25 protein-coding genes, 3 tRNA genes and 4 pseudogenes are annotated in these 24,407 nt (G+C 45.8%); 6 read left to right on the top strand and 26 right to left on the bottom strand.

The window, feature by feature from the left end:
• Positions 1–80 precede the first annotated feature (80 nt).
• Positions 81–1,325 (top strand): MFS transporter, encoded by a 1,245-nt coding sequence (locus JCM14467_RS05840; RefSeq protein ID WP_252900860.1) that lies wholly within the window; start codon positions 81–83, stop codon positions 1,323–1,325.
• On the opposite strand, the gene JCM14467_RS05835 is transcribed toward JCM14467_RS05840, so the two are convergent.
• Positions 1,312–1,812 (bottom strand): protein-tyrosine phosphatase family protein, encoded by a 501-nt coding sequence (locus JCM14467_RS05835; protein ID WP_054849478.1) that lies wholly within the window; start codon positions 1,810–1,812, stop codon positions 1,312–1,314. The two genes, JCM14467_RS05840 and JCM14467_RS05835, sit on opposite strands and share 14 nt — an antisense overlap.
• Before the next feature lie 166 nt (positions 1,813–1,978).
• Between JCM14467_RS05835 and JCM14467_RS05830 the strand changes: the two genes are divergently transcribed.
• Positions 1,979–3,835 (top strand): aldehyde ferredoxin oxidoreductase family protein, encoded by a 1,857-nt coding sequence (locus tag JCM14467_RS05830; RefSeq protein ID WP_054849465.1) that lies wholly within the window; start codon positions 1,979–1,981, stop codon positions 3,833–3,835.
• A 34-nt stretch (positions 3,836–3,869) separates the two neighbouring features.
• On the opposite strand, the gene JCM14467_RS16385 is transcribed toward JCM14467_RS05830, so the two are convergent.
• Both JCM14467_RS16385 and JCM14467_RS16380 read right to left on the bottom strand, forming a co-directional pair.
• Positions 3,870–4,223, bottom strand: a complete 354-nt coding sequence (locus JCM14467_RS16385) for a hypothetical protein (RefSeq protein WP_252900859.1) — start codon at positions 4,221–4,223, stop codon at positions 3,870–3,872.
• Between the two features lie 5 nt (positions 4,224–4,228).
• A complete protein-coding gene (locus JCM14467_RS16380) occupies positions 4,229–4,795 on the bottom strand; it encodes a mechanosensitive ion channel domain-containing protein (protein WP_252900858.1) in 567 nt (188 codons plus the stop codon).
• Positions 4,796–4,984: 189 nt separating this feature from the next.
• Between JCM14467_RS16380 and JCM14467_RS16375 the strand changes: the two genes are divergently transcribed.
• Positions 4,985–5,083: transfer RNA gene (locus tag JCM14467_RS16375), tRNA-Ile, on the top strand.
• A gap of 222 nt (positions 5,084–5,305) precedes the next feature.
• Here the strand turns inward: JCM14467_RS16375 and JCM14467_RS16370 are convergent.
• The 4 genes from JCM14467_RS16370 to JCM14467_RS05815 form a co-directional block, all read right to left on the bottom strand.
• On the bottom strand, positions 5,306–5,461 hold the full coding sequence (locus tag JCM14467_RS16370; protein WP_252900857.1) for a hypothetical protein: 156 nt from the start codon (positions 5,459–5,461) through the stop codon (positions 5,306–5,308).
• A gap of 5 nt (positions 5,462–5,466) precedes the next feature.
• Entirely contained in the window at positions 5,467–6,306 is an 840-nt protein-coding gene (locus tag JCM14467_RS16365) for a Sip1-related alpha-galactosidase (RefSeq protein WP_252900856.1), read from the bottom strand.
• Positions 6,228–7,301 (bottom strand): Sip1-related alpha-galactosidase, encoded by a 1,074-nt coding sequence (locus JCM14467_RS16360; protein WP_252900855.1) that lies wholly within the window; start codon positions 7,299–7,301, stop codon positions 6,228–6,230. Before JCM14467_RS16360 ends, JCM14467_RS16365 begins: the two co-directional genes overlap by 79 nt.
• Positions 7,302–7,461: 160 nt before the next feature.
• Positions 7,462–7,539, bottom strand: a tRNA-Val gene (locus JCM14467_RS05815).
• Between the two features lie 522 nt (positions 7,540–8,061).
• Between JCM14467_RS05815 and JCM14467_RS05810 the strand changes: the two genes are divergently transcribed.
• From JCM14467_RS05810 to JCM14467_RS05800, 3 genes are all read left to right on the top strand, one after another.
• The gene (locus tag JCM14467_RS05810; protein ID WP_054849464.1) at positions 8,062–8,940 is read left to right on the top strand and encodes an NAD(P)-dependent oxidoreductase; all 879 of its coding nucleotides are present in this window, start codon (positions 8,062–8,064) and stop codon (positions 8,938–8,940) included.
• 78 nt (positions 8,941–9,018) lie between these two features.
• Positions 9,019–10,206: a glycosyltransferase gene (locus JCM14467_RS05805; RefSeq protein ID WP_054849463.1), complete on the top strand. Its 1,188-nt coding sequence runs from the start codon at positions 9,019–9,021 to the stop codon at positions 10,204–10,206.
• A gap of 5 nt (positions 10,207–10,211) precedes the next feature.
• On the top strand, positions 10,212–10,577 hold the full coding sequence (locus JCM14467_RS05800; RefSeq protein WP_252900854.1) for a hypothetical protein: 366 nt from the start codon (positions 10,212–10,214) through the stop codon (positions 10,575–10,577).
• A 17-nt stretch (positions 10,578–10,594) separates the two neighbouring features.
• Here JCM14467_RS05800 and JCM14467_RS20415 read toward each other — a convergent pair.
• The 19 genes and pseudogenes from JCM14467_RS20415 to JCM14467_RS05720 form a co-directional block, all read right to left on the bottom strand.
• Positions 10,595–11,717 (bottom strand): annotated as a pseudogene (locus JCM14467_RS20415) (AAA family ATPase).
• A 56-nt stretch (positions 11,718–11,773) separates the two neighbouring features.
• A complete protein-coding gene (locus JCM14467_RS05790) occupies positions 11,774–12,103 on the bottom strand; it encodes a DUF2175 domain-containing protein (RefSeq protein ID WP_054849461.1) in 330 nt (109 codons plus the stop codon).
• 108 nt (positions 12,104–12,211) lie between these two features.
• Positions 12,212–13,159, bottom strand: coding sequence for an FAD-dependent oxidoreductase (locus JCM14467_RS05785; protein WP_252900850.1), 948 nt, complete (start codon positions 13,157–13,159; stop codon positions 12,212–12,214).
• Positions 13,160–13,173: 14 nt separating this feature from the next.
• Positions 13,174–13,443: a hypothetical protein gene (locus tag JCM14467_RS16340; RefSeq protein ID WP_252900849.1), complete on the bottom strand. Its 270-nt coding sequence runs from the start codon at positions 13,441–13,443 to the stop codon at positions 13,174–13,176.
• Positions 13,440–13,664, bottom strand: coding sequence for an FAD-dependent oxidoreductase (locus tag JCM14467_RS16335; protein ID WP_252900848.1), 225 nt, complete (start codon positions 13,662–13,664; stop codon positions 13,440–13,442). Before JCM14467_RS16335 ends, JCM14467_RS16340 begins: the two co-directional genes overlap by 4 nt.
• An 87-nt stretch (positions 13,665–13,751) precedes the next feature.
• On the bottom strand, positions 13,752–15,635 hold the full coding sequence (locus JCM14467_RS05780; RefSeq protein WP_054849460.1) for an APC family permease: 1,884 nt from the start codon (positions 15,633–15,635) through the stop codon (positions 13,752–13,754).
• A 244-nt stretch (positions 15,636–15,879) separates the two neighbouring features.
• Positions 15,880–15,957: transfer RNA gene (locus tag JCM14467_RS05775), tRNA-Glu, on the bottom strand.
• Positions 15,958–15,976: 19 nt separating this feature from the next.
• Positions 15,977–16,363: a hypothetical protein gene (locus JCM14467_RS05770; protein ID WP_054849459.1), complete on the bottom strand. Its 387-nt coding sequence runs from the start codon at positions 16,361–16,363 to the stop codon at positions 15,977–15,979.
• Positions 16,356–16,727: a hypothetical protein gene (locus tag JCM14467_RS05765; protein WP_054849458.1), complete on the bottom strand. Its 372-nt coding sequence runs from the start codon at positions 16,725–16,727 to the stop codon at positions 16,356–16,358. Before JCM14467_RS05765 ends, JCM14467_RS05770 begins: the two co-directional genes overlap by 8 nt.
• A gap of 37 nt (positions 16,728–16,764) precedes the next feature.
• Positions 16,765–17,277 (bottom strand): hypothetical protein, encoded by a 513-nt coding sequence (locus tag JCM14467_RS05760; RefSeq protein WP_252900847.1) that lies wholly within the window; start codon positions 17,275–17,277, stop codon positions 16,765–16,767.
• The gene (locus tag JCM14467_RS05755; protein ID WP_054849456.1) at positions 17,274–17,669 is read right to left on the bottom strand and encodes a hypothetical protein; all 396 of its coding nucleotides are present in this window, start codon (positions 17,667–17,669) and stop codon (positions 17,274–17,276) included. The genes JCM14467_RS05760 and JCM14467_RS05755 overlap by 4 nt, the downstream gene beginning before the upstream one ends.
• On the bottom strand, positions 17,642–18,331 hold the full coding sequence (locus tag JCM14467_RS05750) for a hypothetical protein (protein ID WP_054849455.1): 690 nt from the start codon (positions 18,329–18,331) through the stop codon (positions 17,642–17,644). Before JCM14467_RS05750 ends, JCM14467_RS05755 begins: the two co-directional genes overlap by 28 nt.
• A gap of 55 nt (positions 18,332–18,386) precedes the next feature.
• Positions 18,387–18,509, bottom strand: a complete 123-nt coding sequence (locus JCM14467_RS19410; protein ID WP_256359215.1) for a hypothetical protein — start codon at positions 18,507–18,509, stop codon at positions 18,387–18,389.
• A 322-nt stretch (positions 18,510–18,831) separates the two neighbouring features.
• The gene (locus JCM14467_RS05745; RefSeq protein WP_054849454.1) at positions 18,832–19,038 is read right to left on the bottom strand and encodes a hypothetical protein; all 207 of its coding nucleotides are present in this window, start codon (positions 19,036–19,038) and stop codon (positions 18,832–18,834) included.
• 206 nt (positions 19,039–19,244) lie between these two features.
• A complete protein-coding gene (gene nuoH, locus JCM14467_RS05740; protein ID WP_252900846.1) occupies positions 19,245–20,399 on the bottom strand; it encodes an NADH-quinone oxidoreductase subunit NuoH in 1,155 nt (384 codons plus the stop codon).
• Positions 20,400–20,454: 55 nt separating this feature from the next.
• Positions 20,455–21,503, bottom strand: a pseudogene (gene fen, locus JCM14467_RS05735) (flap endonuclease-1).
• A 50-nt stretch (positions 21,504–21,553) separates the two neighbouring features.
• Entirely contained in the window at positions 21,554–21,781 is a 228-nt protein-coding gene (locus tag JCM14467_RS05730) for a hypothetical protein (RefSeq protein ID WP_054849453.1), read from the bottom strand.
• 47 nt (positions 21,782–21,828) lie between these two features.
• A pseudogene (locus tag JCM14467_RS05725) lies at positions 21,829–24,041 on the bottom strand (CDC48 family AAA ATPase).
• Between the two features lie 78 nt (positions 24,042–24,119).
• Positions 24,120–24,397 (bottom strand): annotated as a pseudogene (locus tag JCM14467_RS05720) (elongation factor 1-beta).
• Positions 24,398–24,407 lie beyond the last annotated feature (10 nt).

Raw genomic sequence — 24,407 nt, 5'->3', positions numbered from 1 at the left:
GCGTCAGGAATCAATTACGTGTTCAGATACGCACCCAAGCAACTAACACTTAGGCAAAGCTACTCGCCGCCATCAGCACAATGCTTGTCTGGGGCCTTGAGTACTACGACATTATACTCTTCGCATCATTAGCATCAATATTGGAGACCTACTTCTTCCCATCAAAGACCGCCATACTAAGCGCAATAGAGACCTGGGGCGCCTTCGCATCAACCTACTTCGTCAGGCCTATTGGCGCAGTAATATTTGGGTGGGTTGGCGATGTTCGCGGAAGGAGGTTGGCAACAATAGCCGATGCAGCACTGGTGGGATTAGCGACACTAGCGATAGGCTTATTACCCACGTACTATACCGCCGGTATCCTGGCGCCAATCCTTCTATACCTAATGAGGATTTTACAAGGCATTGGACTTGGCGGTGAGGCTGGTGGTGGCGCCACTTGGGCCCTCGAGTTAACGCCCAGGAATGTTAGGCCATACATAAACGGTGTCATGTACTCGGGGCTTTCCTGGGCTGTTTTCCTAACATCATTCGTAACACTGATCGCAAAGAAAGCGATGCACCAGGCCTTTTCCCTGTATGGCTGGAGGATCCTATTCATAACTGGCGCCATACCGGCTCTAATAGCGTTGGTCATCAGGCTTTGGGGCTCAGAGTCCCTAGAATGGATTGAGCAGGTTAGGTCTAGGGGTACCGTCAAGGTGCCATTGGGCATTGTTCTATCTCGCTACTGGGTGCCATTCATAGCATTAATACTGATTAACCTAGGATTGACTATTTACTACTATGGTGGTTCGGGCTATTGGTATTATATAATGCCAAAATTAATCGCACCAAAGCTACGATTATCCGCTGATAAGGCGTATACCTGGGCCCTGGTGCTTGGTATGTACGGTGGTATAGGGGCCGTGGTTGGTGAATTACTTAGTGGATTCTTAATAAGGGCGTTGGGTCTTAGGGGGTCCTTCATTGCACCTTCAATACTCTTAATATTGCTAAGCCCATTCATTGTTTACCTAGCCTTCACGCTAAACCCATTATCCATATACACAAGCCTACTAATGGGAATACTCTTCGGCCTAGCCGCCGCGCCTCAGACGCTTTACTTCACGTCAATATTCCCAACGGAGGTCAGGTGGAGTGCGGTGGCCTTTGGGTGGAACATAAATGCGTCAATAGGCCCGTTGACCACAATCCTCGTAATACTACTCCTAGAGACTGCGCCAAGTAGTCCAATGATGCTAGCAGTATACGGCTCAATAGTCATGATTGCTGGGGCGCTGCTCGTGATATTAGGCTCATTAATAAGGACTAGGGAGTACTAACGCCCTTAACGTTTCGTAGGTAATGCTCAAATGCTACAAGGGTTAGGTATTGCTCATTTGTTATTGATACCTCATCATTATACCTACTAACAACCTCGATGGCATCATCAGCGCTGAGTCCCCTCCTATACATTAGGTATGCCGCTATCACGGTTGGTGAACGGCCAAGACCAGCGTGGCAATGAACAAGGACTGGCTTACCACTCATTATACTCCTGTCAATCCAGGTAACAATGTTGTAAAGCACATCCTCAGGTGGTGCATAGCCATCCCTAATTGGCACATGTAAGTAATCCATGCCGAACTTCCTCAACGTATTTATGTACTCATGGAAGTCCCAACCCTCCATGGAGAACTCCCACTCCTCGACAAGTATCACCACGGACCTAATACCCATCCTATGCCACATGGCCACAGTATCCTCATCAAGGGGCATTGACGAACCAGCCAAAGCACCCTCAATAACCCAATACGGAAATTTCACCATCACCCTCAGCCTTCATAGATGACCTACCATTTTTAAATACTTATCCTCAAAGTATAATCAATTTTGCTTATTAAAACAGAATTAATTTACATGAATATATTTAACTGACTATTATTGAATTATCGATAACAACGCACTTAAATAGTACTGCTTGGTTAAAAAATTCATGACCGTTTTTAGAATACTGAGGGTTGACCTATCGAGAGAGCACTTCACTGAGGAGATCATTAAGGAGGACCTTCTAAAGAAATTCCTTGGCGGCAGGGGATTAGCAGCGTACCTGGCACTTAAGGAGATACCAAGGGGTATCGACCCACTCGACCCAAGTAATAAGTTATACATCTTTTCAGGACCATTGAGCGGTATTGCCACAATATCTTCAAGCAGGGTTAACGTAACTACCAGGTCACCGCTAACCGGAGTATATACGCATTCAAACGCCGGAGGCAACTTCTCGTATTGGCTTAGGAAGTCAGGTTATGACGGTTTGATAATTGAGGGTAAGGCCGATGAACCAGTTTACCTGGTCATTAAGGATAGTGAACCAAAGCTAAAGCCGGCAAAGCACATCTGGGGTAAATGGACGGGTGCGTCCACAAAGATCATACTTGAGGAGAACGGATTCCCACCCGACGAGACTAAGGCCGGCGTTGCTGTGATCGGACCTGCCGGCGAGAACCTAGTTAAGTTCGCTGGAATTAGGATGAGCGATTACGAGAGGTTCGCTGGCAGAGGTGGCGTTGGCGCTGTCATGGGTAGTAAGTTGCTTAAGGGAATACTTGTTTGGGGTACGAGGGACCTGAGTAAGGAGCTCGTTGATAGGGCTAAGTTCATGAAGGTGAACACCGACATCGTAAAGAGAATCGCCACGCACGATACGACGAAGGTCCTCCATAGGTACGGCACAAACGTATTAATGAATATAACACAGTCAATAGGCGCACTACCGCACTACAACTTCGGAGGTACTGGAAAGCTTAAGGATGTAACACCAGTCAGTGAGGAGTACATCAAGGATCACTACCCAACGGAGACCCACGGATGCTACAACTGCCCAATAGGCTGCACACAGATGCCAATCGTTAAGTCAGGCCCGTTTAAGTTCTCGGTCACTGAGAAGTACGTTAAGCAGGAGTATGAGAATACCTGGGCCCTTGGACCAAACGTCGGCTTAACAGACCCAGAGGCTAACCTTAAGCTCCAGAAATTAGCCAATGAATTAGGCCTAGATACAATAAGCTTAGGCAATACACTGTCAATGGCAATTGAACTAGCCAAGAACGGCAAGTTAAGCCTGGACATTGACTGGGGAGATGCGGGCTCCCTTGAGTACTTAGTATATAAGATTGCCTACAGGGATGGCATTGGCGATGACTTAGCCGAGGGTGATTATAGGCTTGCCGTTAAGTATGGAATGCCTCAGTTATTCGTCGGATCGAGAGGACAGGGACTACCTGCCTACGACGCAAGGGCGCTTAAGGGCTTCGCAATAGCCTACTACACGGCTAATAGGGGCGGTGACCACCTGGAGGCCTATACACCGACTTGGGAGGTATTTGGTGTTCCTGAGAAGGTTGATCCATTCTGCGAGACCCAGGAGTGCATTGAGAAGCAGGCCAGGATAGTTAAGTGGAATCAGGACCTATTTGCCGTTGTTGACTCAACGATATTCTGCAAGTTCGAGAACCTAATGCCCAACATAGATACGGAGAAGGACTTCGCAGACCTATACAACGCGGCCTTCGGCTGGGACTTAACACCTGAGGATGTGCTAACGATTGGTGAGAGGATCTTCAATGTAGAGAGACTACACTGGGTTAGAGAGGGTAAGTGGGTTAAGGATGAGTTGCCGCCTAGGATGAGGGAGCCAATACCCGATGGACCTGCCAAGGGGCACACGGCGTCCAAGATGTTTGATGAGGGCATAAAGGTGTACTACAAGCTGAGGGGTTGGGTTGACGGAAAGCCCACCAGGGATACCCTGAAGAAGCTAGGGCTTGAGGAATTTGAGTACCTACTGTAAGCTGTATATTACTCAATTTTATTCCATTTAAAAACTACTGCTGTTTGCTTAATTCATTCCTAATCCTCACCGCCTCCCTAAGAACTAAGTCCTTTATCTCCTCACCATCCGCCTTACCATCGGCTAAAACCTCAATCACTGCCTGATAAAGGCTTGTACTCTGCCAAGTCTCACCAACCTTAACCCTGACGCTCTTAATCCTACCGTCCTTTAGGGCATCCTTAATCCTCTCCTCGAAGACCCAGGGATCGATGCTTGACGGTAGGTCTATCCTAGCCCTGACACGCTTGAATGGTGCGACATCTCTGTGTATTATTAATGCATCAAGCATCACGTAATTAGGTACTGTATAAACCCAGCCATTGTCACCAACGACCTCAGTAAACATGAGCGTTATATTCCTAATAACCCCAGTGAAGCCATTTGGTAACCCCTCGTGTGGTACATGGCCCTTATTATGCCATACCTCCAATTAACAATTGTAACCCTATCACCAGGCTTATACCTACCAGTCATTATTATGACGATACCCGCAATAACATTGGATAGCGTCTGCTGAGCCGCAAGACCCACAATAATACCGACCGCAGTGCCCGAGAAGGCAGCAACCGATAGGCCGAACTTCTCGAAGGTTACGGCCAACGCAATTAGTATTGCCACGATAAGTATTGTGTCAAGTACGAACTTGAGTACCGTACCCCTAACCCTATCATACTTACTAATGTAATCACTAATCCTCCTCCCAGTATCCCAGACGAGGATTGCACCGATTGTAACTATTATTACAGACCTAACAGCACTATCATAAGCCATGAGAACACTCTTCCAATTGACCGGTATTATATAGAAGACGATGTTTATGTATAAGACGTAAATTAAGACACCGATTATGGCAAGTAAAATCCACTCAAGTAATATCCTAACAATAAGCCTACCAACACCAACGTTGCTGCTACCCATACCTTAATAATGACAATAGGCTAATGGGTAATAAAGGTTATTCACAATAGGGCCTGTTTAACAAATCATCATAAGGCATGGCCTAGGCACAACTGCGCGAAAATTCATGCGCAAGCACATGGGCACATTAATAACCCGTCAACCCGGCATCAAGGCAAAATTTAAAAACACGGATAAGGCATTACTACGAGGCCCGTAGCTCAGCCAGGTTGGAGCGCCCTGGGGCAGGAAGCCCCGCGTATGGCTGATAACCGGGAGGTCCCGGGTTCAAATCCCGCGGGCCCACCAATTCATTAACTTGAACATTATAGGGCATAGGCATTTACCAGACAGCATCGTTAATATTGTTGGCATTCCTGAAATACGTAACCCCTTAAAATATGAAACATGTCCACAGTGGGTTGTCTCAATTATTGCCATGCACATGATTAAGCTCGCAATACGGTTAAGGTTCGTCATTTCCATCATTAATTACGCATATTAATATTACCTGACCATGCAATACGTTCATCAAACTTCAAGAATATCACCAGCTTTAACATTAGCTTTACCCAATGTAGTGTCCTTAACGTACAACAACGTGCCTCCATCCCTAGCCCTTACTATAATCCTACTATCCATCCTAATGAACTCCAATGGGTATGGTGGTAATACCTTCTCAGCCATGCCTATCATGCCTTGCTACCATTAATTAACGGCGCCAATACCACCACCTCCACCTCAAGCTCATTCAATTCAACCCTAATTGAACCATTAGCCTCAACAATACCCCATTCACCACTAACAACCTTATAATATGCGTATTGACCACTTAACCTCATCGGCATGTCACTAAGCCTAAACTCCTCACTAATCCTTAAGCCATCTTTATTAATGTTCATAAAGGCGATCACCGGATACCCATTAACCGTTGATGCAAGCTTAAGAAGAACAGCCTCATTATACGGATCCCTAAACAAGACGTCTCTCGTGGGTAGTGCAGGTTCATCAACCCTAATAGCCTCACCATTACTAAGCGTAATCCACCTAATCAACTCAGTGTTAGTCCTTTCTGGCTCACGATCAGTAATGTAGACAGGCCCTCCGCTGAATACCCTTGTTACGGATATCAACCTGGCGTATGGGTCATAACTCATCCACATGTCATAGTCGGGGTATGCGAAATGGCTGTAGAGTATACTATTGTAGGCGCTCCATAATGTGTGTAATTTAGCGTCTGCACGCCACATCGGGATGTAGTCCTGGGAAATCCTCATGGCATTACTCAGGGCGTAATTACTGTAATTTCCAGGGGCCATATCCATGCAATTTAATATATCTAAACCATTTGATGCCGCGGCCAATTGAAGAGCCAATTCAATGAATCTAGACGTCTCGGCATCGTTTACGGAGTCCCAGTAAAGTCTATGGACAATCCATTGATTATCAACCTTCACAAAGCTAAAACCATCCCTCCTAAGCACCTTAAACCAAGCATCATAAAGCCTAAATGCACCATCAAGGCTGGGCACGGAACATAACCCTCACCTACCTTATAACCCTCTACGCCAAGTGAGTTCAGGAAATCCTTAGCAACGCCTCTCCAGTACATATTTATTGTAAACCATAACCCAACATGATCAATACCAAGAACCTTCAATTCATCTACAAGGGCTTTAAAGCCCCTGGGAAATTTAAAGGAGTTCGGCTTAATATCACTAAGGAGTCCATTTCTTAATTCCTGCCACCCATCATCAATTAAAACCCACCTAATGGGTACTCCCCTATCCCTAAGACCCCTAACAATCCTCACCACATTCTCATGGCTTAAGTCCTCTGTTGACAGGGCATTCCAACTACACCAACCTAATCCATCCATGAACACAGGCTTAGCCTTAACTCTCCTATGCTTAACGGGAGCAACTATTGAGGCTAACTTAACGGCATTCTCAACAGCCTCATACGGATCCCCGCCAATACCTATCACTAAGGGCCAACCCCTTACGCCTTGGCTCGGTTTGCCGGTGAATGTCGTTAGCCTAGGTCCAGGCCCTATGAAGCCCGTTAATTGGCCTGAGGATAACGCTAGATAAGCCCTATACGAATTATTCTGCTTAATTAATAGAAAAACCGTGTAAGGTGGTATTTCATTAAGGTTCCTTGGAAACATTGGGTATGCCCAGGGACTAACTTGGTCATGCTCCCACCTACCAATGTAATTAACATTACCTGGGTAACTGGGTCTTTCAGGCGGTGGTTCAGACCTCGGTGCCTTACCCTGGGCTGTATAGTTATAGTAATTGAATGCTTTATCCATGAATTGAGCTGCAGGGTTTAAGAGGGTTAGGGCTAATAGGCCTTGGATTTGCCCATTAATACTAAGGCCTATTGAGACTGGGTACCTGCTTAAGTTAGTCCCACTGGATTTTACGGATAATTCAATTACGCTTCCATAGTCATACCTCAATACATTAAGAGAAAGTTCGGAGTTACACAGCTTGAAGGAGCCTTCGAGGACTTCAGACATGCACTTAGTCCCATTAGCAAATTCTATGAGTAATGACCCATTAAATAAAGATTCCACATACTTAGTCATGAAACCTCATTTTTAAACAACAACTCCTTAAACGGCATTTCTGTAAAGGCATACATTTCCTACCGTAATTATTGTTCTTTATAATGATGTCTGGTGGGCCCGCCGGGATTTGAACCCGGGACCTCCCGCTCGTAAGGCGGACATCCTAACCAGGCTAGACTACGGGCCCAGGAATGATTAGCTTCGTGAAGAATTTAAGTTTTTTTGTTCATCACTGATGTGGTGCATAGACCTTCACCTACTTATATGCTGTACCTCTTCCTCGTATTGCCCCGTTCCCCGCATCCCGGCGATCCTAATCATCCTTAGGGTATCATTGTTCACTCGCCCACGGGGCTGGGCACCAACGTTCATCGGATTGTCTCCCACCGCTGGGCAATTCGTGAATAAGTAAGTAAAACCTTAGTTAAAAACTATAAATTTATCTTATTAATGACTTAAGTCATATATACCGAGGACGCTATGATTGCCAGTAGTAAGGATGAGGTCAGGATTGTGTTAGGAAGAAGTTTCGAAAGTAAATATTAGGAAAGTAAAGTTAGACTTATCATCTGGCGAGAAGGGTGGGAGCTCGTAAAATATTACCCATTAAGGTCCGAAACTCTTCAAATAGGAAAGGGCATAAGGCATTGATTAAAACCTTAGTTAAAGCCGATTGGTATTTAAAGCCGAGAGATAACGCCTTGGCTGTATGGCGGGCGTTAGGGTTGGACTGGCTGGGCTTGGTGTTATGGGTTGGAGAATTGCTAGGAATCTTAGGGATGCTGGTTTGTTGGTTGGTGTTTATAATAGGACGTTTGATAAGGCCTTAAAGTTTAGTAGGGATTATGGTGTCGAGGCCTTTAGGACGCCGGGTGAGTTGGCGAGGGCTTCTGATGTGGTGATTACCATGCTTAGTGATGATGAGGCTGTTAGGAGCGTCATTGCGGGTGGTGATAGCGTATTAAGTGGTTTGAGACCTGGTTCGTTGGTTATTGATATGTCGACTATATCGCCGAGCGTCTCTATCGAGTTGGCGAGCATGGTTAGGTCTAGGGGTGGTGACATGGTTGATGCGCCAGTGATTGGTACATCAGTGGCTGTTGAGCGTAAGGAATTGGTGGTGCTTGTTGGCGGTTCTGAGGATGCCTTCAATAGGGCTAGGGACATCCTTCAGCATACGGCTAAGACAATAATCCACGTTGGTCCCAATGGTTATGGGCTTTACGCGAAGCTCATAAACAACGCGTTGCTTGGCTCTTACGTTGTAGCCCTCGCCGAGGTTGTGCAGTTAGGTAGGGCCTTTGGTCTCAGTGATTCCGTAATCCTCGATGTACTGACTAAGTTATCGAGTGCTAGGTCACCCACGTCTGAGTTGAAGGTGCCGAAGATGCTCAGTGGTGATTACTCAGTTCAATTCGCACTGAAGCACATGCGCAAGGACCTGGACATAGTTAATAGGGAGGCTTCCATGCGCGGTGTCCCAATACCAATAGCGTCCCTGGCCCTCCAGTTCTATAGGATGGCTGAGAAGATGGGGCTTTCCGAGGAGGATTTCGCGGCTGTCCTGAAGGTATTAATTAGGCGGTAACGCTGACCTCCTCCCCACCCTAAAGGGCGAGACTTTCAGTTGTAATAGCTTAAAAATCATTACCGTAATCCTTAGGTGATGGTATTATTAGCCCTGGTTATTATTGGCGCGATGATTGTTATTGCGTCAGCACTATCATCACTGCTCTCCCTCTATTTTGAGGTTAAGTATTGGAGGAGTAGAAAGAGGATTAATAGGTCGATTAATGGTAATGCCCGTTATCCCCACGTCACTGTGATAATGCCTGTCAGGGGTTTGGATCAAAATATTAGGAATAACATAATCAGCGTTCTTAATCAGGACTATCCAGGCCGTAGGGATTACATCTTCGTACTCGATGATGAGAGAGACCCCGCATACGGCATTATTAAGGACGCAATTAGGGGACTTAATGTCGATGCCTCAATACTGATTAATAGGGGTGGGCATAGTAAGGGCGAGGCGTTGGCCCATGCCCTTAAGCACGTGAATAGTGATGTGGTTGTTTTTGTTGATAGTGATGCCCTCGTTCATAGGCATTGGCTTAGGAATTTGGTATCTTCCCTAATTAATGGCTCGGGTGCTGCCACGACGTATAGGTTCTACGTTCCGCTTAGGAGGCTTGGTCTTGGTTCGTTATTGAGGGCTAGCTTTAATATGATTGGTATAACGGCGATGCAGAATCCAGTGGCTAGGTTTACCTGGGGTGGTTCTACGGCTGTTTGGAAATGGGTGCTAGATAAATGGGGAGTCCGTGATTACTTACCGTATTACCTAAGTGATGATTACGTGATAACCCACTTCGTGCATAGGGAGGGTCTCGGCATTGAGTTCGTTCCAGAGTCCCTGGTTCTGACGCTTGAGGATGTGGGTGTCAGGGATGCCTTTAACTGGGCTGTTAGGCAGTTGTGGTATGTCAGGGTTTATGGGTTTAGGGGTTTCCTGCTCTATGCGGCTTCATACACACTGTACGTGGTGACTCCTCCAATTGCCGTAGCCCTTTCGCTTACTAATGCTTGGTTTATTATACCTGGGCTTTTACCGTTTATTCTCGGCGTTGTTAAGGATTACGTGAGGATAAGCAGTATAAGGGGTCTTGATGGGTTTTACAGCATGAACATAACAGGGAGGTACTCAATGCTGCTGGCACTGGCTTCGATACTTAACGTATACTTTTCCTGGCTTGTAATAATTAAGACAATGCTTACCAAGTCAATTAATTGGAGGGGTCGGGCATTCACTGTGATGGACGCCATAAGGCTGATGCATGAGAAGCCCCTTGGGTGATTCCTGTGGTTAATGTTAGGGAGTCCTTTTGGGTAATGGTCAGGGAGCCGCAGTTATTGATTAATTACCTGAGGGGGCTCGGCGTTGATATTAACGAGGTTTGTAGGGAGGAACCCATCAACACGTTTAATTGCCCACCAGGTAATGCTGATGACTTTAGGACTAGGTTTTTCGTAGTCTCATACATATACCTTAAGGTGTTGAGTCAGGAGTTGAGGGAGTTGGAGGGTTCTGGCGTCGTTATTGAGGGATTGAATGAGCTGTTAAGCGACGTACTAACGGATATGAGACTGTACGGCGCACCACCTAATCTCATGAATGCCGTGGCGTCGATTATACGTGAAATATTGCGGTTGCGTAGGCAGGGTTAGGGCATTAACGCTTACCCTCACTTACTTAACGCATCCTCTAATCTCTTTAGTAAATCCTCTAATTCACTTATCTCATCCGCGTACAACTTAGTCATTACCGCATCCCACCTACTCCTTATTTGACCCAGTAATTCCCTGGCATCCCTAATCCTCTGCCTAGCCTCATCATAAACCTCATTATTTATTAACGCCTTAGCCTCACTGAGCAACTCACTTAACCTTAGCAGGTCCTCGGGCATGTGCACGGTCGCAAATGAATTATACTCGCTTAACTGATCCTTATTACTAACCAGGTACCTCAACACCTTTATCGTACCAACTCAACAGCGATGGCGTTAACTCAACACGGCCAATATTTATCCCATGGAGCATTAAGTACGTGCCACGTACATGGGAACCTTAACCCTAGTCCTATTACTAATTGGTATATGCTCCACGTAGTTGGCTATTAATGGGCTTATGACCTTCGATATGTCCTTTATGTGGTCATACACGTATTGAGTAATTATCTTATTAACGGCTTGCACGTCATCCATGGTTGCCAGGGGCTCCATCCTCTCCAGGTCCATCCTCAACTCCCAACCTTGATTATCAGGGCTCAGTATCGTCAGGGCTAACCCACTCCGTGAAGACTCTGAGCGGGAACCTATCGTAGAGAGCTTGCAACTCCTCCTCGTCAGGGATCCTATTACTCGCGCCGAACACGGTCCAGGTCTTCACTGGCACAACCTTCTCACCATCATAGACAACCCTCTCATTGAGTATTGAGAGTAGGGTATTCAGTATTGCGCTTGAGGCGTTGAAAATCTCATCAAGCAGCGCAAACTCACTCTCAACTATTGAGTTCGCGTAGATCCTCTCCACCTTACCATCAAGTAGCTTGGCAATGTTTATTGGACCCAGGATCTCCTCAAGATCCGTGAACTTTGTCAACTGCCTATAAAACCACTTGGCATTCAGTAGCTTGGATAGTGCATAGACTAGGGTCGTCTTCGCCGTGCCCGGCGGGCCAACCAGTAGGTAATTCTCCCTCGATAGTGTAGCCATTAATGCGCCAAGGACCTCATTCTCATACTTAAAGAATAGGCTATTCAATTTATTATAAACATTCCTAATCCTCTCAAAGTAGCTCTCACTCACGACATAATACGTTAAATACTAGAATTTAAACGTTCCTCATAAATACTAAGATATGATTAGGCATTACCATAAAGCATCCTATTTAACTCACCCATCAACTTAGCCATCTCACCCTCAATGACCTTCCTCCTAACCATAAGCTCCTGCCTCAAACCATCCGATGAAGCCCTCGTCTCAAGCTCCTTAATCTTGACAATACCATCAGCGTAATAATCAAGTAGGTCAAGCACTACATTGACATCCTCAGGGACATTACCACTAAACTTATCACGCACCTCAGCCCTAAAGCACTCCCAATGAATTGGACCCATCCTTGTAAACGTGAACTTCATGCCCTCAACGATCTCCTCACCGCACCTATAGCATTTCCAAATTCTCCTGCTCATATTGACTTAGCCTCCTTCCCGCGGATTTAATTTCCCTTAATTGGCTTTTAATTTAAATGAATATATAATTGTTCTTTTAAATAATTATAAATAGTTATGAATATATAATCATAGGGAGAACCTAATAGCAGCCCTATCAATGGACTCAAATATCGTTGGGTGCTGATGAGCCAGTAAGGCTATGTCCTTAACCCTTGCATTCACGGCAACTGCAAGCGCTATCTCGTTAATGATCATCGAAGCCGCCTCACCATAGACAACACCACCAATGATCCTCTGGCTCTCCCTCTCAATAATCAGCTTAACCCACCCCTCCCTAACACCCATTATCTGCGCATACGCATCATCCTCGAGTGGGTAAGAGACGGTCACGTAATTAATACCCCTAGCCTTGGCCGCATCCTCGCTTAACCCAACCATTGCCGCCTCAGGCTCTGTGAATATTGTCATTGGTATCGAGTTGAAATTAACCTCATAAATTGGCTTACCGTGGAGCATGTTCCACGCAGCCACCACTGACTCCTTAACCGCCGCATGGTATAGCATGTACTTGCCCAGGACATCACCAGCCGCGTATATGTTTGGCGCCTTTGTCTTCATTGATGAGTCAACCTCAACGTGACCCTTCTCAACAATGCCGAGCCTGTCAAGGCCCTCAACGTATGGCTTCCTACCAACGGCCATTATGACCTCAGAACCAGTCACATAGCCCTTACTACCATCTGGTCTCTCGAACTCAACAACCTTCTGACCGCCCTCAACCTTAATGCCTACTACCTTCGAGTTCGTGAGTATCTCAACACCCTTAGACCTGAGTTTCTCCTCAATCTTAGAAACAATGCTACTATCCCAACCCGCCAGTATCCTGGGCAGCATCTCCACAATGGTTGCCTTAATCCCTATGGAACCGAGAACGGACGCAACCTCAACACCTATGTACCCACCACCAATTATTACGACATCACTCGGCATCTTCCTATAACCAGTCCTATAACCAAACAATTCCTGACTACCAATGGTTAAGTCCGCGCCCGGTACGGGTATTTTGATGGGCACCGAGCCTGTGGCAATTAATAACTGCCTGCCTCGATATCCTTAGTCCAGGAACCATCAACGGCCCTAACCCTAACCCTATGCTCATCAATAACCTCGGCAATCCCCTTAACAAAGTCCACATTCTCATGCTCCTTAACCTCCCTAATGTGCTGTAGATACCTAATGTATTGTATGTTGTCCTTATGGTCAATGGCATTCTCCCAAAGAACCCTAACCGCGTTTATGTCCTTATTACCAACACTATTAAGTATGCCCCTCATCTTCTCCATTAGGTAAATCGTCATATAGACAGCCTTAGACGGTATACAGCCCTCATAAAGCAGTTACCGCCCAGATTACCCTTATCATCAACCATCAAAACCCTAAGACCACCCTTACTCAACTCAAAGGCTCCGTGATAACCACCCCCACCACCACCTATCACAACAACGTCATACTTATCCAACTTTGGCGGATCCTCAAATTCGGAGTCCGTGGGTGGGAATACTGGGTATTTACCAAGCACGGATAGGACAAATATGTATTAAATTTATTTGTTTTTAAGTCAAAAAAATTGACTTATTTTGAAGGGAGTTTTTAAGAAATTGAACGCTTAAACACCACCAAGCTCCCTCAACGCAACAACCAAGTCCTCAGTGAGAATGCCGCTATAGGAACCATATAGGTAAAGCCCAAGGGCTACCAGGGCAGCAATTATGGTGTCCCATGGGAACGGTATTATTGACGTCTGAAAAACATAATTGAAGTAACCTAAGAATGATAGCACATATGCTGAGAATATCGTAGCAACAATCCACCAACCAGCCCTCACATGCTTCATCGCAGTATCGCGATCCCTAGCCGTTGATGCGACAAACAGCGTGAATCCAACCGTTGTAGCCGCCATGATCACCACGTAACTAATAAAATCAATGATATATATTGGCTTGAGTTTAATCAGATTGTCATTGACAGGCCAACCAGTTGGGGCTATTATCGGTAAGTATATCAAGAAGTACGTAGCGACAATAAGTATTGCCCAGTATACTATTCCGGAGATTATGCCCGCAGTCCTACTTGCACCATACCTATTAACCATGGTGTACATATAAAATAGTGGCAAACCAGCGAATATTAGGGCCACTGCAAACCATAGGGAGTAGAAGGTAGACCAGTAGACTATTAAGTAAGCAGCTATTGTGGCTATCGCACCAATTACCGAGGCCGCGGGCAACTTAATCGGCCTATTAGCATTTGGCGCTGTCCTCCTTAGCGTCATTAATGATGGCCCGCCAATTATGTATGTAAATACTGTCGTAGTTGTTATAAATGTTGATATGGAATACCATGTTGGGAATGGCAATAGAAATAGTAGGCCAAGCACCAGAGCCGCTATTGTCGGCCATAGAGGTACCCTGAACCTATTAAGCTTAAGGAACGCTTGTGGTAAGTGACCATCAGCGGCCATGCCATATATCGTCCTAGCCGTGGTGCCTATGTAGATCCAACCCGTACCTGATGGTGAGACTATTGCATCTATGAGTAATATCACGGCAAAGACCGCAAGTATCGCAATACCACTTTTAGCCATTATCTCATAGAATGGCCCACTACTTATTACTGAGGTGGATAATGCCTGCCAATTACCTGGACTAACCTTAATGGCACTCCAATTAACCGCTCCCACGAACGCGACCTGAAGCATCACGTAGATGAACATAACAATTGCATAACCAAGTATTGTACCCCAAACCACGTCAGTAGCCCTCCTAGCCTCACCACTGTAATCAATTCCCTGCCTAAAGCCCAGGTAAGCGTAGGCTATACCCTGAGTTGGTATTGCCAGGAATACCGCGGACCAACCGTAAGGTACGAAGCCACCTGGCAGTCCTGAGAAGTTGACCGTGTGCATTGCGAGGACCATTAGCAGGATGAATGTTAGTGATGGTATTAGTAGCTTCCACCAACCAACACCCGTATTCGTCTTACCCATAACATGAACACCATACCAATTAAGGAGGAAGAAGAACACTACCAGGACTGCTGCGACTAATGTGCCAAGTGGCGTCAGTAATCCATTAGACATTAATTGCGGTAAGTAACTAGACATGTATTGCACTGCGGCTATGGCCTCGGAAGGCGCGACAGATACAGCGCTTAGGAAGTATGCCCAGCCCAGTATGTATGAGGCGAAGCCGCCATGCGTGTACTGTGGGTACCTAACGATACCGCCACTCTTTGGTAACATGCCGCCGATCTCTGCGTATGCGAGTGCTATGAAGATCATTAGGATGCCAGCGATTATCCAGGACAATACAGCAGCAGGGCCCGCCTTAGCCGCTGCACCAAGGGAACCAAATAACCAACCACTACCAATCATTGCACCTATAACCAAGAACGATATGTCCCATTGGCTCAGAGCTCTTCTCAACTGTTTATCGCTTTGGACTGCCCTCTTTTCACTAACCTCGGGCCCTGTCTCAGGTGGGTTCGCCATAAAATTGTTTTTAGTAATTCCTTTTTTTAAAGTATTATCTCTCTTATAAAATATGCAAGAGCCTTGGTTATTCATGAAGCTCTTTTACTACGTACTAATATATAATTAACAATAGTTAAAAATATAAAATATAGAATAATGATTCATGCAAGTTAGGAATAATGGGTCATTTTATCATCTGGTTTGAGAAGCTCATACCATACGGTGTTTATTTACCCAGCAGTGGAATTTAGAATTGAAGACCTGGTGCCCCGGCCGGGATTTGAACCCGGGTCACGGGCTCGAGAGGCCCGCATACTTGACCGGGCTATACGACCGGGGCTCATTGCACATTAAATACGTCAGTTTTTAAGTCTTTTGTTGGTTTGTGGGTCCTCATTAATTATTTTTAGTTCCTGCCTAATTATGCGTAACTGCCTTCTTATTTTTCTTAGTATCTTTATTGCCTTGGTCACCTCATTCTTTGTGTATCCTCTTAACTTTAGTTCCTTAATTAGCTCGAGCATTCTTCTTTCCTGGTTTTTCAATTCTATGTACTTGAGGATTAGTTGTCTCCTCTCAAGTTCTCTTAGTTTTCCGTAGTTTATTTGTGGTCCTGTCTCCATGCCTATTAGCTTTCTTTCTATTTCTCTAAGCCTATCCTCCTCACTCGCCAAGTCATTTAGCACCTTCTCATAATCTATTCCCCCCATGTACCTGCCGTACCTCCTTATTAACTCATCAATCATGACCCATCAACCTCCTAATCACGCCTTGACCAACGTACTCCTCCTCAACCTCCCTAACGTAATCATCAACAACCTCCTCATCATCGATTATCACATCCTCAGTCTCATTGATCACCTCAGTATCGCCATCATAGAGCAGGTACTTCCTAGGATTTACGTACCTGCTTAATGAAACACCGCTGAGCCTTATTATCTCCATAACAGCATCCCGACTTAATGATCCATCAACATATAGCTTAATTGCCTCCTGAGCCATTTTATACGATTTATCCTGAAGCCTTATCGATAACTCCCTTAACCTAATAGGCCAATTCAATTGATGATTAAGCTCCTGCATGGCTTCCCTGGCCCTCTTCCTTACCACGTGATTGTTGTTCTTGCGCTATTAATTAGGCTTTTAATTAAGTAAGTGATGTAGTGTTGATTAATAGTTTCAGAGAAGTCCTCAGTGTCGCTAATCTTATTAAGTGCTTGAGTATAGTTTGTTTCTTTCTCTCGTCCTTAGTCCTCTCAAGTTTTCTGCATAGTACCTCAATGACTTGTTTCTTAATTTCGTCATACCTTTCAAACACGTACATGGGTATTATGACGGCTAGGTATTTACCGCTCTTATTAACATAAGTATAAAACTCATCACCATACACGGCCCTCAACGCATCAATGATCTCCTCGGCCTCGACCCTATCCTTAGCCTTATGCACCAACACAGCATCTCGAGCATTCACTGTGAACTTGTAACCGGCCACGATGACTTGGGACTCACCCCTTCTGTACTTCACCTCCATCTCGGCTATTCGCTTAATCCTCTCCCACTTCTCGAAGCCTAAAGCATCGAGGATGTCACGTAGAATTGGCGGTAGAACGTTAATCATAGCCCCTGCTAAATTGATGGCGTTGCTTCCGTAGAACCTCACGTCACTACGCCATCACCGGCTGGGTCAGGTCTCCAGTTAAGGCCCATGCCCTTCAACCTCTCTAACAGCGGCTCCCACTTCTTAAACTCCTCATCTGACATCGTAATCTTAACCACGGCCTCATCATAGACGCGGCCATTGATTTTAAGCTTCTCAACATCCGCATAGCCATCACCAAGCACTGCACCCAACATAAACGCCAGTAATCCTTCCTCGCTTAGCTTATCGACGTTGTTAAGCATTTTGCCCTTAAGCGCCTCATTGCTAGTCCTTAAACGCCACGCAATCGTCACACTACCCTCATTAACATTGATCACATCCACAAGAACATACAACTCACTTGGGTAAAGAAGCGACCAAACAATCACCTGCCATATTTGTGCTGTGCCCATGCAGCCTTACCCTCCTTAATAGTTCCATCAGTCTCCTCAAAGCCACCCCTCAACGCCCTAAGCACCCTCTTAACGAACTTCCTATACTCCTTCCTGCTCATCGTCTTCCTGAATACGTCAGGCACCCTAATCGTCATACCCTCAAGGCCCTTTGGCGTTATGTGAACCGTTATGCTAGTATTTGTCCTATTAACCTTCAGCGTTATGTGCTCTCCATGCACGCTTATTCCTGATACGCCCTCGCTCCTAATGACTACCTCAGCCCTACCGTTAATTAGGTCCTCAATCAGCTTCTCAACCTCATTGCCGACCTCGCGCCAGTAATTCAAGAACTGCTCGTTGTAGCCTATGAACTTGTCAACAAGCCTTAGTAGGTCATTAACAACATCATCGTTGTACTTTCCTCGTAATTGAAGTTCTAACCTATCTCGCTTCTCTAACCACTCATCCATTACCTCCTCGACCCACCATGTTTCCCAAACATGCCAGCGTAGCATTCGATTAATCGCCTCAGCCAGCAAACCAACGGTCTTGTCTCTCTTCTCCTCACTAGCATCGCCACCGCAGACGTACTCTCCACCACGCTTAACGCCAATGCAGAAGCGGTTCCTCCTCAATGAATCCACGCTGAATTCCATGGTCTCACCCAGAGCACCAGACATACCAATGCGAAAAATCTCAACTGAACTAATAAGGCACTACACACGTGACCCAGGCCTAAAACCCCGAGCACTTAATCCTGGACTCAGCAACGGCTTTGTGCCCTGGTTTCGAGTAATCAACCACGAAGACCACACTCGGTCTTAGGTAATCATAGTCAATGACGAGCCTAACATTCACGAGAAAAGCCCTTGAGTCCTTGAGACCATACGTAATACTGCCAAGTCAATCATGAGGTAATTATAAAAGCCATTCACAAGGTCAGGAAGTAAGCCACGGGCGATCCCGATAATGTACCTCGAATAAACCTTCCTTAATTTAGGATCCGTGAAGATCAATGGTGACACTAAATTTAAGGGGTTGGCTGTTGAAGAGCTCGGCTGCGGAGCTATAAAACCTCCAAGCCGATAAACCGTAATGCCAATCTGGGCTTATTACCTCGATGAGTTTATGTTGGTCGGTGATTATGACTTTGATTACTCAATCAATGTTGATTAATAGTTTAAAGAAGACCTCTCTCCCTCAGGAATTCCCTGAATAGGTCCGTCTTTGTCAGCATTGCCCAGTCCTCCCTTGGCGTGCTCATGTATTTCTGGAACTCCATCCAGAAGGCCATGTGCATTGGATCATACTTACTCTTCAATTTAACATGCTTTAGTAACGAACTTGAGTTTGCGTATTCCTTACCGCATACTGGACAAACGACCATTGACTTGGGTCCTGGAAAGCCTCCTTATTAATTTAGTGGTTAGCCTAATTATTAATGTATTGAACTATTGATGAAGATAATTTTAATGGCTTAATGAATATTTCCCTAAAATATTCCTATGATAATTAATTTTTAACTAAATATTATTTAAATTTAAAATAATTAGAAAACCTTAATTACGAGGGAGATGATCAAAGCCGCGATCACTAACCGAGTAGTGATGCCCAGCTCATTTTCAAAGCCTGATCAGGCCTGTACCTGCCGTATACTGCTCTCGTGAAGACCATTACCATCATTACAATGTATGTTTTTATACCAAACCATATTGCAGGTGATAAAGCCCCGAAATATGGTATGTATGGTCCTGCCCAACCATCTAGGAACAATAGAACCATTAGTAGGCTAAGTACGTATAGTTTTTCGTAGCTCATTGTCATTACCAAGCCATACACAATGCCGCTATACTCGGTGTATGGGCCAAGGACTATCTCGGTATCGGCCTCTGGGATTTCGAAGGGGAATCTCGAGGTTGCCATGAGCGTGGCTATTAGGAAGGCCAGAAAGGCCAGTGGATTCGCTATTATACCTGGCAGGTGCGTTACCTGCCAATTAACTATCTTGAATGGGTCGGCGGTTCCATAAATGATGAGTATTGCGACGACAGACAGTATTAGTATAACCTCATAACCTGTATATAGCAGTGCCTCCCTTACGGTGCCTATGTACGTAAATCTATCATTGCTAGCCCAACCAATCAGAATCACTCCTATATTGAATAGTGTTATTAGGGCTAGGGCGATTAATACGTCATAGCCTGTGTATATTCCGTATATGCCCTCGATAGTTGTGCCATTGGGTAGCGTGAATTGCCTTGGTCCGATTGGTATGAAGAATACGGGTAATGTGGATAGTATAAATACTATGGCGGGTGCATGTATGAAGTAATTCCTATCTGCGTGGACGGGTACCACGAATTCCTGGAACGTATACCTAAATAGGTCAGCGAAGGGCTGTAGAAGACCACCTATGGGTCTCGAAACCTCGAGTGGTCCAATCCTCCATTGAACCTTAGCCGTTAATTTTCTCTCAAACCATATTATGAAGATTAGGGCTATTAGGACTGAGACTAGTCCAGGTACGAAGAGTAGGTCGAATATTGGTCTCCAGAAGATGAAGTGGACTATTATGTTTATTATGGGTACGTGGTTTAGGAAGTTTATTATTGGCCATAGGAATGGTATGTAATTATCAGGCCTTGACAATATGTAATTGATTATTGAATATAGTAATTGCATTGCCGATGATATGATGCTGGATACCCAATTAAGCGCCCAGTTAATTATTGATAATATGGGCTTCATGTAGTACCCAGCATGGTTAGGTCCTTGATTATTTTAAGCTTAACCCACCAATGATTTACCCAAAGAATGAGTCCAGAGTCGACTCCCTCCTCCTGCTCATGGCCTTCTTAAGCCTTTCAATCGCGTTCCTAACCCTTTCCTCATTAAAATCATGCTCATGAACCAGGAACTCAATTATACCCCTCTCGTCAGGTTGCCCAAACTCTATCCTATAATTTGGATTGTGCGGTGGGTTTAGGAAGTAATCACGTATCTTTAGTGGGTCAGTTGGGAACTGCGCATTCTTCAATGGGCCCTGAAGTAACTTCTCGAGGCTACCAAACTCCTGAATTAGCCTAAGGCTCTCTGCGGCCCAATGCCTGGCACGCCATCTGGGTTTAAGTCGGTACCAAGGAGTATTGCCAGGTCTATTAACTGCGTTCTATCCCTGAGCTTCAATGCCTTAAGAACCTCATTAAGCTCGATTATCTCAGGCTTAATTTCAATATACTCATCCCTATTCGGTAATTTCCTACGCCCTGTTATGGCCAGGTTCCTCACGAGCCTGGGTGCCCCGAATAGTAATGAGTCATAGTCCTGGCTACCAGCAGCCCAGGCCTTGCCTTCCCTGGCTATAACCGCTGCCTGCGCCTCGCCATCGGCCATGGCTTGTACTACGGGTATGCCCATTAACCTCAATAATTTCTTCGCGTCCTCAACCATGTCGTCTGTGAGGAATAATGCCCTTTGTGCGTACTTCCTCGCCTCCTCCTTCCTGCCCTCCTCAAGCAGTTTAACCCACTTATCCATGGCCTCCTCCCTAACCTTCCTCCTCCTGGCAATCTCCAGGGTCTTTTCCTCAGGTGGCTTGCCGTCAAACACGTAGATGGGCCATATCCTATTCTCGAGTAGGTTTATTGTCCTGTAAAGTAAACCACTTAGGTGGCTTGTTATTCTTCCCTTGGAGTCCATGAGTGGTGTGCCGTCCGGCTGCCTAATTGATGCCAGGAATTGGTAAAGCGCGTTGTATGCGTCCAGCGCTATTATTCTATTTGATAATTGGGTGAATTCTACGGTCTTTCTAACATTGTCTGGTATTAACTTACCAAGCTCAGTAACACCCATTTAGGTAACCCAGTTAATTTATGAGGGAAGCCATTTATCTCTTTCCCTAATTAATCCTTGACAATCCTTATGTGGTACGTAGCACCATCCTTCCTAACAACCTTCTGGACAATAATTAATCGACCAAGCTCAAGCTTCATTAGCGCCATTAAGACCTCCTTCTCCATCACGTCTGGGTACCAAGCCCTCAATGCCTGCATTAAGTCATTAAACCACATATCACCCTTATCCCTTATTAAATCCATTATCAAAGCCTCAACAGGTACAGGTCTCCTCATACCTCTCAATCCAGGATTACTTAAGAAGAAATGTTTTATTTTTAATCCTACACATAGAGCGTTGGCGCCCTCTGCCTCTCACGAGCCAGCGTCTGCTTCATCCTCTCGTACCAAGCCTCATAGAACTTAATCATCTCTGGCGTTATCGATGGCTTAATCTTCTTCATAGCTCAATGAAGTGCTTCATCGAGACCTCACCGGCGCCGTTCGCCTCCCTCATCGCTAACAACCCGGCTTCCCTAGCCAGGAGCTCAATATCGGCGCCCGTGTATCCCTCAGTCATCTTAGCCAACTCCACCAAGTCCACGTCCTTGGCGAGTGGCATGTTCTTGGTGTGTATCTTCAGTATCTCGAACCTAGCCCTTAAGTCTGGTGGTGGTACGTAGATAATCCTGTCAAACCTTCCAGGCCTTAGTAATGCTGGGTCAACAATGTCGGGCCTATTCGTGGCGGCTATCACAACCACATTATCAAGCCTCGAAACACCATCCATCTCAGCCAGTAACTGGGCGACTATCCTATCCATGGCTGGTGAATCCTCCGCGTATCCCCTTGCTGGTGCTATTGCGTCTATTTCGTCGAAGAATATTACGCATGGTGCTGCCATTCTTGCTTTTTTTGAATATTTCCCTGATTGCCCTCTCGCTCTCTCCAAACCACTTACTCAGGATCTCGGGTCCACGCACGGCAATGAAATTCGCATTACTCTCAGTAGCCACAGCCTTAGCAAGAAGAGTCTTACCAGTACCAGGAGGACCAAACAACAAAATACCCTTAGGTGGTCTAATGCCCATCTTCCTAAACCTCTCAGGGTACTTCAAGGGCCACTCAATGGCTCCCTAAGCTCCTGCTTAACCTCATCAAGCCCACCAATGTCGCTCCACCTAACCTTCGGAATCTCAATGTGTATCTCCCTGAGGGCGCTGGGCACTATCTCCCTCATTGCCTCTAGGAAGTCGTTCATGGTGACCTTTATCTTCTCGAGATCCTTCCTAATCTCCTCATCTTCCTTATTAACATCCAGGATGCCTGACTGGAGAGCCTTCCTCAAAGCCCTCATTGCAGCCTCCCTGGCCAGTGCGGCTATGTCAGCGCCGGTGTAGCCGTATGTTATCTCGGCAAGCTTCCTCAAGTCGACATCCTTGGCAAGGGGCATGTTCCTCGTGTGGACTTGAAGAATCTCATACCTACCCTCAGTGTCCGGTGGGTTGATCCAGATCTCTCTGTCGAATCTTCCGGGCCTCCTTAGTGCTGGGTCTACGGCTTCTGGTCTGTTTGTTGCTCCGATTACGATGACCTGACCTCTTTCTTGCAATCCATCCATGAGCGTTAGTAACTGCGCCACTATCCTCTTCTCCACCTCGCCTGTGACTTCTTCCCTCTTTGGTGCTATTGCGTCGATCTCGTCAATGAATATTATTGCCGGTGCATTCTTCTTAGCCTCCTCAAAAATCTCCCTCAACTTAGCCTCAGACTCACCATAATACTTCGAGACAATCTCAGGACCATTAATGGCTATGAAGTATGCATTCGTCTCGGTAGCCACGGCTTTAGCTAGCAGTGTCTTACCAGTGCCTGGAGGACCGATCAGGAGCACGCCCTTAGGAGGCTCAATACCAAGGTACTCGAAGATCTCCGGGTGCTTTAGCGGTAGCTCAACGAGCTCCCTAATCTTCTCCTTAGCCTCCTTAAGGTCGCCAATGTCCTCCCACGTAACCCTTGGTATGTTCACGTTCTCCACTGGCTTCTCGTAAATCATTAGGTTCGTATCCTCATCAATAATCACCGGCGAGTCATTGGGCTTCGCCTGCACCACCTGGAACGTTAGTGGTTGACCTAGCACTTGGATCTGCACTAAGTCGCCCTCCATGAGTACGTAGTCCCTAAGCTTCTGCTTGGTGTATTGTACGAAGTTTTGGTCAACGCTTATTGTCATGTTAACGGGAGCTAACTTAACGGTGCTTGCCCTCTTCGCTTCAACCTTCTTAACCCTGACCTTTTGGTCGATCTCCACGTTAGCGTTCTTCCTGATTATGGCGTTCATTCTAATTATGCCCTTACCCTCATCCTCAGGGAGTCCATACCAGACCTTGGCTGCCGTCCTCCTCCTACCCTCAATGAGTAGTATCATGCCTGGCTCGATGCCGTAATTCCTCATTACCTCAGGGTCAACCCTAACAATGGGTCTCTGGGCATCCCTCTGCTTAGCCTCCTTAACTATCAATTCAATCCACTCATCAGCATGACTACCCTCCATCATACTCCTAACCCCTATTACTCCGTGGAATTAAAAAACTTATTGCGTTATTAGTTTTCACTGGCTTTTAATTCAACGCCATTAGAAGCCAAGCCTTGTGAAGTACTCAAGCTCAATGCTACCAATGCCCTCAATACCGCTTAATATATTCTCAACCTCATCGCTAGAGTGCTCCTCAGACTCCTCGGGCATCCTTATGTAGACCCTGAGGGCCTTTATTCCGAAGCCTATGTCCTCCTCCTCAACCTTATCAACCTTGTACTTAGCTCGAGAGCCTTCCTTATTTCGTTCTTCAACTCCTCATAGTTAACGTCCGATTTACTCGGCGTTATCCTGTAAACAAGGTATACCTCCGCCATAGTACTGGCG

The sequence above is a fragment of the Vulcanisaeta sp. JCM 14467 genome, from assembly GCF_001316245.1.
Lineage (GTDB): Archaea > Thermoproteota > Thermoprotei > Thermoproteales > Thermocladiaceae > Vulcanisaeta.
This window is presented reverse-complemented; position numbering and strand designations above follow the sequence as displayed.

Excerpts from the sequence above, each read along its gene's own strand:
- JCM14467_RS05840 (WP_252900860.1), top strand. The coding sequence starts at position 81 with ATGCTTGTCTGGGGCCTTGAGTACTACGACATTATACTCTTCGCATCA.
- JCM14467_RS05835 (WP_054849478.1), bottom strand. The coding sequence starts at position 1,812 with ATGGTGAAATTTCCGTATTGGGTTATTGAGGGTGCTTTGGCTGGTTCG.
- JCM14467_RS05830 (WP_054849465.1), top strand. The coding sequence starts at position 1,979 with ATGACCGTTTTTAGAATACTGAGGGTTGACCTATCGAGAGAGCACTTC.
- JCM14467_RS16385 (WP_252900859.1), bottom strand. The coding sequence starts at position 4,223 with ATGTTTACTGAGGTCGTTGGTGACAATGGCTGGGTTTATACAGTACCT.
- JCM14467_RS16380 (WP_252900858.1), bottom strand. The coding sequence starts at position 4,795 with ATGGGTAGCAGCAACGTTGGTGTTGGTAGGCTTATTGTTAGGATATTA.
- JCM14467_RS16370 (WP_252900857.1), bottom strand. The coding sequence starts at position 5,461 with ATGGCTGAGAAGGTATTACCACCATACCCATTGGAGTTCATTAGGATG.
- JCM14467_RS16360 (WP_252900855.1), bottom strand. The coding sequence starts at position 7,301 with ATGTCTGAAGTCCTCGAAGGCTCCTTCAAGCTGTGTAACTCCGAACTT.
- JCM14467_RS05810 (WP_054849464.1), top strand. The coding sequence starts at position 8,062 with ATGGCGGGCGTTAGGGTTGGACTGGCTGGGCTTGGTGTTATGGGTTGG.
- JCM14467_RS05805 (WP_054849463.1), top strand. The coding sequence starts at position 9,019 with ATGGTATTATTAGCCCTGGTTATTATTGGCGCGATGATTGTTATTGCG.
- JCM14467_RS05790 (WP_054849461.1), bottom strand. The coding sequence starts at position 12,103 with ATGAGCAGGAGAATTTGGAAATGCTATAGGTGCGGTGAGGAGATCGTT.
- JCM14467_RS16340 (WP_252900849.1), bottom strand. The coding sequence starts at position 13,443 with ATGACGATTTACCTAATGGAGAAGATGAGGGGCATACTTAATAGTGTT.
- JCM14467_RS05780 (WP_054849460.1), bottom strand. The coding sequence starts at position 15,635 with ATGGCGAACCCACCTGAGACAGGGCCCGAGGTTAGTGAAAAGAGGGCA.
- JCM14467_RS05770 (WP_054849459.1), bottom strand. The coding sequence starts at position 16,363 with ATGATTGATGAGTTAATAAGGAGGTACGGCAGGTACATGGGGGGAATA.
- JCM14467_RS05755 (WP_054849456.1), bottom strand. The coding sequence starts at position 17,669 with ATGGGCACAGCACAAATATGGCAGGTGATTGTTTGGTCGCTTCTTTAC.
- JCM14467_RS05750 (WP_054849455.1), bottom strand. The coding sequence starts at position 18,331 with ATGTCTGGTGCTCTGGGTGAGACCATGGAATTCAGCGTGGATTCATTG.
- JCM14467_RS05745 (WP_054849454.1), bottom strand. The coding sequence starts at position 19,038 with ATGGTCGTTTGTCCAGTATGCGGTAAGGAATACGCAAACTCAAGTTCG.
- nuoH (WP_252900846.1), bottom strand. The coding sequence starts at position 20,399 with ATGAAGCCCATATTATCAATAATTAACTGGGCGCTTAATTGGGTATCC.
- JCM14467_RS05730 (WP_054849453.1), bottom strand. The coding sequence starts at position 21,781 with ATGAGGAGACCTGTACCTGTTGAGGCTTTGATAATGGATTTAATAAGG.